The sequence below is a fragment of the Paraburkholderia sp. RCC_158 genome (assembly GCF_041355255.1).
GTDB lineage: Bacteria > Pseudomonadota > Gammaproteobacteria > Burkholderiales > Burkholderiaceae > Paraburkholderia > Paraburkholderia graminis.
This window is the reverse complement of record NZ_JBFUPM010000021.1, coordinates 91,083-104,590: the sequence shown is the minus strand read 5'-3', so window position 1 is coordinate 104,590 and position 13,508 is coordinate 91,083. Positions and strand designations below refer to the sequence as shown.

General features: G+C 63.3%; 12 protein-coding genes. 11 read left to right on the top strand and 1 reads right to left on the bottom strand.

The window, feature by feature from the left end; all coding sequences use genetic code 11:
- The first annotated feature begins 17 nt into the window (after nt 1–17).
- The 11 genes from mraY to lpxC all read left to right on the top strand — a co-directional run bounded on the left by mraY (nt 18) and on the right by lpxC (nt 12,755).
- Nucleotides 18–1,187 (top strand): phospho-N-acetylmuramoyl-pentapeptide-transferase, encoded by a 1,170-nt coding sequence (gene mraY / locus AB6809_RS29230; RefSeq protein ID WP_006053209.1) that lies wholly within the window; start codon nt 18–20, stop codon nt 1,185–1,187.
- Between the two features lie 27 nt (nt 1,188–1,214).
- A complete protein-coding gene (gene murD, locus AB6809_RS29225; RefSeq protein ID WP_006053210.1) occupies nt 1,215–2,729 on the top strand; it encodes a UDP-N-acetylmuramoyl-L-alanine--D-glutamate ligase in 1,515 nt (504 codons plus the stop codon).
- Nucleotides 2,726–3,997 carry a putative lipid II flippase FtsW gene (gene ftsW, locus AB6809_RS29220; protein WP_371027732.1) on the top strand — a complete coding sequence of 424 codons (1,272 nt, stop codon included), beginning with the start codon at nt 2,726–2,728 and terminating at the stop codon, nt 3,995–3,997. The genes murD and ftsW overlap by 4 nt, the downstream gene beginning before the upstream one ends.
- Entirely contained in the window at nt 3,994–5,112 is a 1,119-nt protein-coding gene (gene murG, locus AB6809_RS29215) for an undecaprenyldiphospho-muramoylpentapeptide beta-N-acetylglucosaminyltransferase (RefSeq protein WP_371027731.1), read from the top strand. Before ftsW ends, murG begins: the two co-directional genes overlap by 4 nt.
- Nucleotides 5,109–6,512 (top strand): UDP-N-acetylmuramate--L-alanine ligase, encoded by a 1,404-nt coding sequence (gene murC / locus AB6809_RS29210; RefSeq protein WP_371027730.1) that lies wholly within the window; start codon nt 5,109–5,111, stop codon nt 6,510–6,512. The genes murG and murC overlap by 4 nt, the downstream gene beginning before the upstream one ends.
- 1 nt (nt 6,513) lies before the next feature.
- Nucleotides 6,514–7,455: a D-alanine--D-alanine ligase gene (locus AB6809_RS29205; protein ID WP_114156502.1), complete on the top strand. Its 942-nt coding sequence runs from the start codon at nt 6,514–6,516 to the stop codon at nt 7,453–7,455.
- Between the two features lie 34 nt (nt 7,456–7,489).
- Nucleotides 7,490–8,242 (top strand): cell division protein FtsQ/DivIB, encoded by a 753-nt coding sequence (locus tag AB6809_RS29200; RefSeq protein ID WP_029971515.1) that lies wholly within the window; start codon nt 7,490–7,492, stop codon nt 8,240–8,242.
- Between the two features lie 27 nt (nt 8,243–8,269).
- Nucleotides 8,270–9,502 carry a cell division protein FtsA gene (ftsA, locus tag AB6809_RS29195; RefSeq protein WP_013340575.1) on the top strand — a complete coding sequence of 411 codons (1,233 nt, stop codon included), beginning with the start codon at nt 8,270–8,272 and terminating at the stop codon, nt 9,500–9,502.
- Nucleotides 9,503–9,619: 117 nt separating this feature from the next.
- Complete coding sequence (gene ftsZ, locus AB6809_RS29190; protein WP_029971514.1) at nt 9,620–10,816, top strand: cell division protein FtsZ; 1,197 nt, start codon at nt 9,620–9,622, stop codon at nt 10,814–10,816.
- Nucleotides 10,817–11,038: 222 nt separating this feature from the next.
- Nucleotides 11,039–11,542, top strand: a complete 504-nt coding sequence (locus AB6809_RS29185; protein ID WP_371027729.1) for a peroxiredoxin — start codon at nt 11,039–11,041, stop codon at nt 11,540–11,542.
- Nucleotides 11,543–11,837: 295 nt separating this feature from the next.
- Nucleotides 11,838–12,755 carry a UDP-3-O-acyl-N-acetylglucosamine deacetylase gene (lpxC, locus tag AB6809_RS29180; RefSeq protein ID WP_029971512.1) on the top strand — a complete coding sequence of 306 codons (918 nt, stop codon included), beginning with the start codon at nt 11,838–11,840 and terminating at the stop codon, nt 12,753–12,755.
- A gap of 83 nt (nt 12,756–12,838) precedes the next feature.
- On the opposite strand, the gene AB6809_RS29175 is transcribed toward lpxC, so the two are convergent.
- Nucleotides 12,839–13,324, bottom strand: coding sequence for a DciA family protein (locus AB6809_RS29175; protein WP_006051822.1), 486 nt, complete (start codon nt 13,322–13,324; stop codon nt 12,839–12,841).
- Nucleotides 13,325–13,508: the final 184 nt, after the last annotated feature.

Sequence of the window (13,508 nt, the reverse complement as noted above, 5' to 3'; positions counted from 1 at the left end):
AATAGAAGGACCGAAGCATGCTACTGGCGCTGGCGCAATGGCTGCAGAATGACGCAAGCTTCTTGCGCGTGTTCAGTTATCTGACTTTCCGCGCGGTGATGGCCACCATCACCGCGCTGTTGATCGGGCTCGTCTGCGGCCCGGCTGTGATCCGCAAGCTGACCGCGATGAAGGTCGGCCAGGCTGTCCGTAAAGACGGCCCGCAAACGCATCTCGTGAAATCCGGCACGCCGACGATGGGCGGCGTGCTGATTCTGCTCGGCATCGCCGTGGCAACGCTGTTGTGGGCCGATCTGACCAACCGCTTTATCTGGATCGTGATTCTGGTCACGTTCGGCTTCGGCGTGATCGGCTGGGTCGACGACTATCGCAAGGTCGTCTACAAGGACCCGCGCGGCATGTCGTCGCGCGAAAAGTATTTCTGGCAGTCGGTGATCGGTCTCTTCGCCGCCGTGTATCTCGCGTTCAGCGTGTCCGAAGCGAGCAATGTGCGCGTGTTCGATCTGTTCATGGCGTGGGTGCGCAGCGGTTTGTCGATGGGCTTGCCCGCGCGCGCCGATTTGATGCTGCCGTTCGTCAAGTCGATCAGCTATCCGCTCGGCGTGTGGGGCTTCATCGTGCTGACATATCTGGTGATCGTCGGCGCGAGCAACGCGGTGAATCTCACCGACGGCCTCGACGGTCTCGTGATCATGCCGGTCGTGCTGGTCGGCGCATCGCTCGGCGTGTTCGCTTACGTGATGGGCAGCTCGGTCTACTCGAAATACCTGCTGTTTCCGCACATTGCAGGCGCAGGCGAATTGCTGATTTTCTGTTCGGCGATGGGCGGTGCCGGCCTCGCGTTCCTCTGGTTCAACACGCACCCGGCGCAGATGTTCATGGGCGACGTCGGCGCGCTCGCGCTCGGCGGCGCGCTCGGCACGGTGGCGGTGATCGTGCGTCAGGAAATCGTGCTCTTCATCATGGGCGGCATCTTCGTCGCCGAAACGCTTTCGGTGATGTTGCAGGTGACGTGGTTCAAATTCACCAAACGCCGTTTCGGCGAAGGCCGGCGTCTCTTCAAGATGGCGCCGCTGCATCACCATTTCGAATTGTCGGGTTGGAAGGAAACGCAGGTGGTCGTGCGCTTCTGGATCATCACATTGATGTTGTGTCTGTTCGGATTGTCCACGCTCAAACTGCGTTAAGCAGAAGGTATTAAAGGGAAGCAGACGATGTTCGGCGAGAAGTTTCGGGATCGGCAAAAGCCGATGGTGCTCGTGCTGGGACTGGGTGAATCCGGTCTCGCGATGGCGCGCTGGTGCGCGCGGCACGGCTGTCGGCTGCGTGTGGCCGATACGCGCGAAGTGCCGCCGAACCTGTCCGCGCTGGAAGCGCACGGCGTCGACGCTGCGTTTGTCGGCGGCCCGTTTTCGCCGGTGCTGCTCGAAGGCGTGGAACTCGTCGCGATCAGCCCCGGTTTGTCGCCGCTCGCCGCCGATTTGTTGCCGCTGATCACGGCGGCGCGCGAGCAAGGCATCCCTGTGTGGGGCGAACTCGAACTCTTCTCGCAAGCGCTGAAGACGCTCGGCGAAAGCGGTTATGCGCCGAAGGTCGTCGCGATCACCGGCACCAACGGCAAGACCACGACGACGAGCCTCACGGGGCTGCTGTGCGAACGCGCGGGCAAGAAGGTCGCGGTCGCGGGCAACATCAGCCCGGCGCTGCTCGACAAACTGAGCGAAGCCATCGACAACACCGCGCTGCCCGACGTGTGGGTGCTCGAACTGTCGAGCTTCCAGTTGGAGACTTCGCATACGTTCGAGCCGGACGCGGCGGCGATCCTCAACATCACGCAGGATCACCTCGACTGGCACGGCGGCCTCGATGCCTATGCCGCCGCGAAGGGCCGCATCTTCGGTACACAAACCGTGCGCGTGCTCAATCGCGACGACGCGCGCGTCATGGCGCTCGCGCCTTCGGAGCCGGGCGATGTCGACGTGGTGACCTTCGGCGTAACCGAACCGAAGAACGACGGCGATTACGGTTTGCTGCGCGATAACGCGATGATCTGGCTCGTCGAAGCACACGATCTCGACGCGAGTGAAGACATCACGCCGAAGCGCCGCCGCAAGAACGAAGCGGTCACGCCGCCGAATATTGCGCTCAAGCGCCTGATGCCCGCCGACGCGCTGCGCATTCGCGGCCTGCACAACGCGGCCAACGCGCTCGCCGCGTATGCGCTCGCACGCGCGATCGGCTTGCCCGCCGCGCGGCTGTTGCACGGCTTGCGCGAGTATCGCGGCGAGCCGCATCGCGTGGAATTGATTGCGTCGATCGACGGCATCGACTACGTGGACGACAGCAAGGGCACCAATGTCGGCGCCACGGTCGCCGCGCTCGACGGCCTCGCGCAACGCGCGGTGCTGATTGCAGGCGGCGACGGCAAGGGCCAGGACTTCGAGCCGCTCGCCGCGCCCGTCATGCGCTGGTGCCGCGCGGTGATGCTGATCGGCCGCGACGCGCCGCAGATTCGCGCGGCGCTCGAAGACACCGGCATCGCGATGACCGATCACGCGACGCTCGAAGAAGCGACGCGTGCCGCCGCCGCACTCGCACAACCTGGCGACGCCGTGCTGTTGTCGCCCGCTTGCGCGAGCTTCGACATGTTCAAGGGTTACGCGCATCGCGCCGCGGTGTTCCGCAGCACGGTGGAAGAAATCGCGGCCGAACGGGGGACGATGATATGAGCTGGTCCGAACGATTCGGTTCGCGCACAGGCGCAGGCGCCGGCGACACGGCCAACGCAGCACGCGTCGGTGGCCGCACGGGCGGCAGCGGTCTCGCGAGCGCCGTCAATGGCGTGCGGCCGCTGCGCTCGCGCATGCTCGACTACGATCATTCGCTGCTGTGGGTGGTCGTCGCGTTGCTCGGGCTCGGCGTCGTGATGGTGTATTCGGCGTCGATCGCGATGCCCGATTCGCCGAAGTACGCGTCGTATCGCGACTACGCATTCCTTGTGCGTCAGATCATCTTCGTGACGATGGGCGCGGTGGTCGGCGTCGTCGCGTTCCGTATTCCGATTTCGACCTGGGACAAGTACGCGCCGAAGCTCTTTCTGATCGCGCTCGTCGCGCTGGTCATCGTGCTGATTCCGCACGTCGGCAAGGGCGTGAACGGCGCGCGCCGCTGGATTCCGCTCGGCATCACGAACATGCAGCCGTCCGAAATCATGAAGCTCGCGGTGACGATCTACGCGGCGAACTACACGGTGCGCAAACAGGAATACATGCACAGCTTCGCCAAAGGCTTTCTGCCGATGGCGATGGCGGTCGGTTTCGTCGGCGCATTGCTGCTGCTCGAGCCGGACATGGGCGCGTTCATGGTGATCGCGGCGATCGCAATGGGTCTGCTGTTTCTCGGCGGCGTGAACGGCAAGCTGTTCGGCGGCCTCGTCGCCACGGCGGTCGGCACGTTCAGCTTGCTGGTGTGGGCGTCGCCGTGGCGGCGCGAGCGGATTTTCGCGTACCTCGATCCGTGGGACGACCGTTATGCGCAGGGCAAGGCGTATCAACTGACGCACTCGCTGATCGCGTTTGGCCGCGGCGAGTGGTTCGGCGTGGGACTCGGCGGCAGCGTCGAGAAGCTCAACTATCTGCCCGAAGCGCATACCGACTTCATCCTCGCTGTTATCGGCGAGGAGCTCGGCTTTGTCGGCGTACTCATCGTGATCGTGATGTTCTACTGGATCGTGCGCCGCGCGTTCGAGATCGGCCGCCAGGCGCTCGCACTCGACCGCACGTTCGCGGGCCTCGTTGCGAAGGGCGTCGGCATCTGGTTCGGTGCGCAGACGTTCATCAACATGGGCGTGAACCTCGGCCTGCTGCCGACTAAAGGTCTGACGTTGCCGCTCGTCAGCTACGGCGGCTCGGGCATCGTGCAGAACTGCATCGCCATCGCGGTGCTGCTGCGGGTGGATTACGAAAATCGTGTGCTGATGCGGGGAGGGAAAGTATGACCTCCACGCAGCAACGCACGCTGATGGTGATGGCCGGCGGTACCGGGGGACACGTGTTCCCTGGGCTCGCGGTCGCGCACCTGATGCAGGCGTGGGGCTGGAAGGTCGTATGGCTCGGCAATCCCGCGGGCATGGAAGCGACGCTCGTGCCGAAGCACGGGATCCCGATGGAATACGTGCGCTTCGGCGGACTGCGCGGCAAGGGCCTGAAAACGAAGCTGATGCTGCCGCTGAATCTGCTGCGCGCATGCACGCAAAGCTTGAGCGTGCTGCGTCGCGTGAAGCCGGATGTGGTGCTCGGCATGGGCGGCTACATCACATTTCCGGCCGGCCTGATGACCGCGTTCAGCGGACGTCCGCTCGTGCTGCACGAACAGAATTCGATTGCGGGCCTTGCAAACAAGGTGCTCGCGAAGCTCGCCAAACGCGTGCTCGTTGCGTTTCCGAATGCGTTGCCGCACGGCGAATGGACCGGCAATCCGATTCGTGCGGAACTTGCGCGCGCGATTGCGCCCAAAGCACGCTATGCAGAACGCAACGGTCCGTTGAATGTGCTGGTGGTCGGCGGCAGTCTCGGTGCCGCGGCGCTCAATGAAGTCGTGCCGCGCGCGGTCGCGCTGCTGGCCTCGAACGAACGTCCGCGCATCGTGCATCAGGCGGGCGCAAAACATATCGACGCGCTGCGCGAGAACTACGCGGCAGCCGGTTTGCAAACGGGCGCTGACGTGCAACTCGTGCCGTTCATCGACGACATGACGAGCGCCTATGCAAGCGCGGACCTCGTGATTTGCCGCTCGGGCGCGATGACCGTGTCGGAGATTTCAGCGGTTGGTGTGGCCGCGTTGTTCGTGCCGTTCCCGTATGCGGTGGACGATCATCAAACCACTAATGCAGCGTTTCTCGCCGATAACGGCGCGGCGCTGGTCGTGCAGCAACGCGATCTGTCGGCGGAAAAACTCGCCGGCTGGTTGCGCAGCCAGACGCGGGAAAGTCTCGCGGAGATGGCGGAGCGTTCGCGCTCGCTCGCGAAACCCGACGCCACTGAACAGGTCGCGCAGATTTGCGCGAGCGTGGCGGGTTCGATTTCGGGCGCGAGCCCAGAAGGAAAGCAATGAAACACATCGTCAAACATATTCACTTTGTCGGCATCGGCGGTGTCGGCATGAGCGGCATCGCGGAGGTGCTGCTCAATCTCGGCTATCAGGTGAGCGGCTCGGACTTGTCGAGCAACGCTGTCACGGATCGCCTGGCCGCACTCGGCGCGCGTATCGCAATCGGTCACGCGGCGGAGAACATCGAAGGCGCGAACGCGGTGGTCGTCTCGACCGCGGTGCGCAGCGACAACCCGGAAGTGCTGGCCGCGCGTCATCGACGTATTCCGATCGTGCCGCGCGCGGTCATGCTCGCGGAACTGATGCGCCTGAAACAGGGCATTGCGATTGCCGGCACGCACGGCAAGACCACGACCACGTCGCTGGTCGCAAGCGTGCTCGCTGCGGGCGGGCTCGATCCGACCTTCGTGATCGGCGGACGGCTGATCAGCGCGGGCGCGAACGCGCGGCTCGGCACGGGCGACTTCATCGTGGCCGAAGCGGACGAATCGGACGCGTCGTTCCTGAATCTCTTTCCGGTGATCGAAGTCATCACGAACATCGACGCCGATCACATGGACACCTATGGCCACGACTTCGCGCGGCTCAAGCAGGCGTTCATCGAATTCACGCACCGTCTGCCGTTTTACGGTATCGCCGTGTTGTGCGTCGACGATCCGAACGTGAAGGAGATTCTGCCGTTCGTGTCGAAGCCGATCATCCGTTACGGCCTCGCACCCGACGCGCAAGTGCGCGCGGTCAACGTCGAAGCGCGCGACGGCAAGATGCATTTCACCGCGATGCGCGAAGACGCGGCGCCGCTCGACATCGTGTTGAACCTGCCGGGCGAGCACAACGTGCAGAACGCGTTGGCCGCGATCGCGATTGCGACTGAACTCGAAGTGAAAGATGCCGATATCCAGCGAGCGCTGGCGGATTTCAACGGCGTGGGCCGGCGCTTTCAGCGCTACGGCGAAGTGCCGGTCGTAAGCGACGGCGAGCCGCGCGGGGGGTACACGCTGGTCGATGACTATGGACATCATCCGGTCGAAATGGCGGCAACGGTCGCGGCGGCACGCGGCGCATTTCCGGGGCGGCGTCTGGTGCTCGCGTTCCAGCCGCATCGCTTCACGCGCACGCGCGATTGCTTTGAAGATTTCGTCAAGGTGCTGTCGACGGTCGACGCGCTCGTGCTGACCGAAGTGTATTCGGCCGGCGAAGCGCCCATCGTCGCGGCCGACGGCCGGGCGCTCGCACGCGCTTTACGCGTCGCGGGCAAGGTCGAGCCGGTGTTTGTCGATACGGTGGATGAAGTGCCGGACGCGCTCGCAGCATTGGTGCGCGACGGCGATGTGGTGATCACGATGGGCGCGGGTTCGATCGGCGGTGTGCCGGGTCGCCTCGCTCAGGAAACGAAGGTGTGAGATGAGCAGTATCGACCCGAAAAATTTTGGCAAGGTGGCCGTGCTGCTCGGCGGCAATTCGGCCGAGCGCGAAGTGTCGCTCAATTCCGGGCGCCTCGTGCTGCAAGGTCTGCGCGACGCCGGCATCGACGCGCATCCGTTCGATCCGGCCGAGCGTCCGCTCGCCGCATTGAAGGACGAAGGCTTCGTGCGCGCCTTCAATGCGCTGCATGGCGGCTACGGCGAAAACGGCCAGATTCAGGGCGCGCTCGATTTTTACGGCATCAAGTACACGGGCAGCGGCGTGCTCGGCTCGGCGCTCGGGCTCGACAAATTCCGCACCAAGCTCGTGTGGCAGCAACTCGGTATTCCGACGCCACCGTTCGAAGCCGTGCTGCGCGGCGACGACTACGAAGCGCGCGCGCAGGAGATCGTCGCGAAGCTCGGCTTGCCGCTCTTCGTGAAGCCGGCGAGCGAAGGGTCGAGCGTCGCGGTCATCAAGGTGAAGAGCGCGGACGCGTTGCCTGCGGCGCTCGTCGAAGCGGTGAAGTACGACAGGATCGTGGTGGTCGAGAAGAGCATCGAGGGCGGCGGCGAATACACCGCGTGCATCGCAGGCGATCTGGACTTGCCGGTGATCCGCATCGTGCCGGCCGGCGAGTTCTACGACTACCACGCGAAGTACATCGCGAACGACACGCAGTATCTGATTCCGTGCGGTCTCACGCCCGCTGAAGAGACGCGCATGAAAGTGCTGGCGCGCCGCGCGTTCGACGTGCTCGGCTGCACCGACTGGGGCCGCGCCGATTTCATGCTCGACGCGGACGGCAACCCGTACTTCCTCGAAGTAAATACGGCGCCCGGCATGACCGATCACTCGCTGCCGCCGAAGGCGGCGCGCGCGGTGGGCATCAGCTATCAGGAACTGGTGGTCGGCGTGTTGGCGCTGACCTTGAAGGATTGATCAGGACTACGCGGGGCAACCCGAAAGCAACACCATGTGGAACAACGTTCGCCAGCTCAATCTCGCCGCCAGCGCATTGCATGCGTTGCTGGTGCTCGTGCTGCTGGCGGCTGGCGCTTACTGGATGATCCAGCGTCCGAATTTCGCGCTGCGCGAGATTCAGATCGACGGCGATACGGAGCACATCAATTCGCCGACGGTGCGCGCGGGCGTGGTAGGTCGTTTGAAGGGCAACTTTTTTACGGTGGATCTCGACGTCGCACGTCAGGCGTTCGAGCAGATGCCGTGGGTGCGTCACGCGAGCGTGCGGCGAGTCTGGCCCAATGCGCTGGCTGTCACGCTCGAAGAGTACAAACCGCTTGGCACGTGGGGCAGCGATCAACTGGTGAGCGTCGACGGCGAGCTGTTCACCGCGAACCAGGGCGAGCTCGAACAGGAGCTTCCCGCGTTCGACGGCCCGGACGGTACGGCGAAAGAAGTGGTCGCGCGTTATCACGACTTTCAGAAGTGGTTCGCGCCGCTGGGCGCCACGCCGGAAGAAGTCACGCTGTCGCCGCGTTACGCGTGGACGGTGAAGCTGTCGAACGGAACGCAGGTGGAGTTGGGACGCGAGCGCAATCAGGACACGCTGCTCGATCGGAGCAAGCGCCTGACGGCGGCCTGGAACGCCGTGACGCAACGTTGGGGGAAGGATATCGAGTATGCGGACTTGCGCTATCCGAACGGTTTCGCGATTCGTGCCGCTGGCATGCGCTTTATCAGCGAACCCGACAAGGGCAAGAAGTAAACGGACATCACACGCAATGAGCACGCTATGAGTAAAGACTATAAAGATCTGCTGGTCGCCCTCGACATCGGGACGTCGAAGGTGGTGGCCATCGTCGCCGAATTGAAGGGCGAAGGTCACTACGAGGTGATCGGCCTCGGCCAGAGCGAATCGAAGGGGCTCAAGAAAGGCGTGGTGGTGAACATCGAAGCCACTGTGCAGTCCATTCAGCGTGCGCTCGAAGAAGCCGAATTGATGGCCGACTGCAAGATCACCAACGTTTTCACCGGCATCGCCGGCAGTCACATTCGCAGCTTCAATTCGAGCGGCATGGTGGCGATCAAGGAGAAGGAAGTCACGCAGGCCGATGTGGCGCGCGTGATCGAAACGGCGAAGGCGATCAACATTCCGACCGACCAGCAGGTGCTGCATATCCTCACGCAGGAATTCATCATCGACGGTCAGGAAGATGTGCGCGAGCCGATCGGCATGAGCGGCATTCGCCTCGAAGTGAAGGTGCATATCGTCACGGGCGCGGTGAGCGCGGCGCAGAACATCGTGAAGTGCGTGCGCCGCTGCGGCCTCGAAGTGAACGATCTGATTCTGCAGCCGCTCGCGTCGTCGCTCGCGGTACTGACGGAAGACGAGAAGGAACTGGGCGTGGTGCTGGTCGATATCGGCGGCGGCACGACGGACATTGCGATTTTCAGCGAAGGCGCGATCCGTCATACGGCTGTGATTCCGATTGCCGGCGACCAGATCACGAGCGATATCGCCATGGCCTTGCGCACGCCGACGCCGGACGCGGAAGACATCAAGGTGGATTACGGCATCGCGAAGCAGGCGCTGGCCGATCCGGACGAAATGATCGAAGTGCCGGGTCTCGGCGAGCGCGGTCCGCGCACGCTGTCGCGCCAGGCGCTGGCCGCGGTGATCGAGCCGCGTGTCGAAGAACTGTTTTCGCTCGTGCAGCAGGTGGTGCGCGAGTCGGGTTACGAGGAACTGCTGAGCTCCGGCGTGGTGCTGACCGGCGGCGCGTCGATGATGCTCGGCATGGTCGAACTGGGTGAAGACATTTTCCTGAAGCCGGTGCGTATCGGCGTGCCGGAATACGCCGGCGGTCTCGCCGACGTGGTGCGCAATCCGCGCTATTCGACGGCGATGGGCCTGCTCGTCGAAGGACGCTCGCAACGCATGCGCGGCCGCAAGGTCGCGGTGCAATCCGGTTCGATGGGACAGGTGTTTACGCGCATGAAGGACTGGTTCCTCGGCAACTTCTAACGCATTCGTTTTCGAAATACGCGCTGGTGCCGGCGGCTGGCGCGCGACAGGAGGTTGCCCGATCTCCTGCCGAATAACGGCCGAGTGGCTGCAATTTTTTATCTTGACGGAGGCATCATGGATTTCCAAATGCTGGAAACCGAAACGAACGGCACCATCATCAAGGTGGTCGGAGTAGGTGGCGCTGGCGGCAATGCTGTTCAGCACATGATCAACAAAGGCGTGCAAGGCGTCGACTTCATCGTGATGAACACGGACGCGCAGGCTTTGTCGCGTTCGCGCGCCACCGCGGTGATCCAGTTGGGCAACACGGGTCTGGGCGCTGGCGCCAAGCCGGAAATGGGCCGCGCCGCAGCGGAAGAAGCACGTGAGCGCATCGCCGACGCACTGCGCGGCGCGCACATGGTCTTCATCACGGCCGGCATGGGCGGCGGCACGGGCACGGGCGCAGCACCCGTGGTCGCGCAGATCGCGAAAGAGATGGGTATCTTGACTGTTGGCGTGGTCAGCAAGCCGTTCGAGTTCGAAGGCGGCAAGCGCATGCGTGTGGCAGAAGCCGGTTCGCAGCAACTGGAGGATCACGTCGACTCGCTGATCGTCGTTCTGAACGACAAGCTGTTCGAGGTGATGGGCGACGACGCCGAGATGGACAAGTGCTTCCAGTGCGCAGACGACGTTCTGAACAACGCAGTTGCCGGCATCGCGGAAATCATCAACGTCGACGGTCTGGTGAACGTCGACTTTGAAGACGTGAAGACGGTGATGGGCGAGCAGGGCAAGGCGATGATGGGCACGGCGACCGTTGCCGGCGTCGATCGCGCGCGTCTGGCTGCCGAGCAGGCTGTTGCAAGCCCGCTGCTGGAAGGCGTCGATCTGTCGGGCGCGCGTGGCGTGCTGGTCAACATCACGTCGAGCCGTTCGCTGCGTCTGTCGGAAACGCGCGAAGTGATGAACACGATCAAGAGCTACGCGGCGGAAGACGCAACGGTGATTTTCGGCGCGGTGTACGACGATGCAATGGGCGACGCGCTGCGCGTGACGGTCGTGGCAACGGGTCTTGGCCGTGCAGCGAAGAAGCAGCAATCGGCACCGATGACGCTGCTGCGCACCGGCACCGACAACCAGCCGATCGCCGCACAACACGGCTCGTACGCAACGCCGTCGCACGCCAGCACGGCGGACTACGGCGCGCTCGACACGCCGGCTGTATGGCGCACGTCGCGCGACACCGCGGCTTCGCACGTGCAGGCGCTGCAGGAAAAGGGCGTCGACACGTACGACATTCCGGCATTCCTGCGCAAGCAGGCGGACTGAGCGCACGGGAGGCTTTCGCTGTCCGCGCCGTTTTAGTTTCCGGCGTTGGCGGACGAATGCACGAGCGTGGCGGGTGAACGGCTAACAAGCCGCGTATCGTCGGATTCGCGGCAAGGACAAGTGCCCTCTTCGGAAAACGAAGCGGTTTGGGCAACTGTCGCCGATTCACTGCGACACGATAACGTGCGGGCGATGCTTCGCATCGATGCAAAGGACTGAGCAATGATTCAAGCAGGTGACAAGCTGCCCGACGCAACGCTCTTCGAGTATGTCGAAGACGAGCGCGCGGGCTGCACGATCGGGCCTAACAGCTTCGACGTGCGCGAGCAGACGGCGGGCAAGCGCGTGGTGATCTTCGGATTGCCTGGCGCGTTCACGCCGACCTGTTCTGCCAAACATGTGCCGGGTTACGTCGAACACGCTGAGCAGTTGCGCGCGGCCGGCATCGACGAAATCTGGTGTGTGTCCTTGAACGACGCGTTCGTAATGGGCGCGTGGGGACGCGATCTGCATGCCTCGGGCAAGGTGCGCATGATGGCGGACGGCAGTGCGGCTTTCACACGAGCGCTTGGTCTCGAGCAGGATTTGTCGGCGCGCGGCATGGGAATCCGTTCCCAGCGCTACGCGATGGTTGTCGACGACGGCGTGGTCAAGACGTTGAACGTCGAGGCTGCCGGCAAATTCGAAGTGAGCGATGCAGGGAGTATTCTCGCAACGTTGAGCTAGTTATCAGCGCGTCGGCGCCTTCGCCTTCGCACGCGGTTATCCGCGTGGCGCAATGGCAACGGTTGCGACGACGCTTTGTGACAGGCCGTTACGCGGGCCGACGACCGGAAACGCCTCCGTTCCGGACGTCGGCCCGTCACGCTTTCCCTCACGGGCGCCCGTTGAAAAAGACGGGTAATGCAGCGAAACAGATTGATACTTTCCGCGCGAAGACGCTGCTTAGGGTTATGGAGTATAATTCGCGCTATGGAATAAAAAGTCCCGATTGGGATTTTCAATCGAGCAAAAGATGACCATGTTGAAGCAGCGCACTATCAAATCAATCGTCAAGACGGTCGGCATCGGCTTGCATTCCGGCCGTAAGGTCGACCTGACGCTCCGTCCCGCAGCGCCGGACACGGGCATTGTCTTTTCGCGCGTGGATTTGCCCACGCCGGTGGACATTCCTGCGTCGGCAATGGCGATTGGCGATACGCGTCTCGCTTCCGTGTTACAGAAAGACGGCGCGCGCGTGTCGACTATCGAGCATTTGATGTCCGCCTGCGCCGGTCTCGGCATCGACAATCTGTATGTCGACGTGACCGCGGAAGAAATCCCGATCATGGACGGCAGTGCCGGCTCATTCGTGTTTCTGATTCAATCCGCGGGAATTGAAGAACAGAACGCGCCGAAGAAATTCATCAAGGTGACGAAGCCGGTCGAGATTCGCGACGGCGACAAATTCGCTCGCCTCGATCCGTATTTCGGTTTCAAGCTCAAATTCACAATTGATTTCCGCCATCCGGCCGTGGATAAAACCGGCCAGGCGCTGGAAGTCGATTTCGCCAATACGTCGTATGTGCGCGAAATCGCGCGCGCCCGCACGTTCGGCTTCGCACATGAAGTCGAGATGATGCGCGAACTGGGCCTCGCGCGCGGCGGCAGCATGGACAACGCGATCGTGCTCGACGAGTACCGCATTCTGAATAACGACGGCCTGCGTTACGACGACGAGTTCGTGAAGCACAAGATGCTCGACGCGATCGGCGATCTGTACGTGATCGGGCATCCGTTGCTGGCTTCGTACAACGCGTACAAGTCGGGCCACGGCCTGAACAACGCGCTGCTGCGCGAACTGCTGGCGCACGAAGATTCGTACGAGATCGTCACGTTCGACGACACGCAAAAGGCGCCGCGCGGCTTCGCGTACGAGACGCAGACGGCTTTTGCGTAGGGAATTCGCGTCAAGTCTTCGGTGAAACTTCCGAAGCAGGCGTACGAAAAATAAGCGGCTCATGTGAGCCGCTTATTTTTTGTTCAACGATTTCTCCGATGCCGCGCCGCCATCTTCGCCAACGCTTCGCGCAGGGGCGACGGCGCGAGCGATTCGCTCAACGCATGCAGCGCATCGGCGCCGGCCGGCGTCATGCGCGCCTGCTTGGGCTGCGGCGGCTCCTTGACGGGCTGCGGCCGCACCCGAATGCGCAGCGCATTGACCGGCCAGCCGCGCTGCTGCAAATCCGACAGCAGTCGCGGTTCGAGATGGCGCAGCCGCGCCGCCAGCGCGTTATGCGCGGCGAACAGCGACAGCACGCCTTCCTTGATGAAGCCCGGCTCCACGCTCGATCCCAGATAATCGGGCAGCAGCTCGCGCAAGTCCTTCTCGAGCGCGGCGATCTGCTCGACGCCCGCGCGCAGCGCGGCAAACGCGTCGGTGCGCCTGAGCACCTCGGCGACCGGCTGCGGCCGGCGCACGTTGAACTGCTTGGGCGGCGGCCTTGAAAAGGAAGGAAAACGGCTCATGTTTGACAGTGAGGGCGCGTTCGCACCCGATGTGCGCACACGTCCCGATTGTACCGTGCGAGATGCCCCGCGACGCGCCCGTATGCATGCCGCCGAAGCTCCGCGCGACGGGCGTTGCTGCCCCGCCGACGTCGCGCCGCGGACACAGGCGCGGGCGGGGGCGCGTGCTAAAATGCCCGATTCG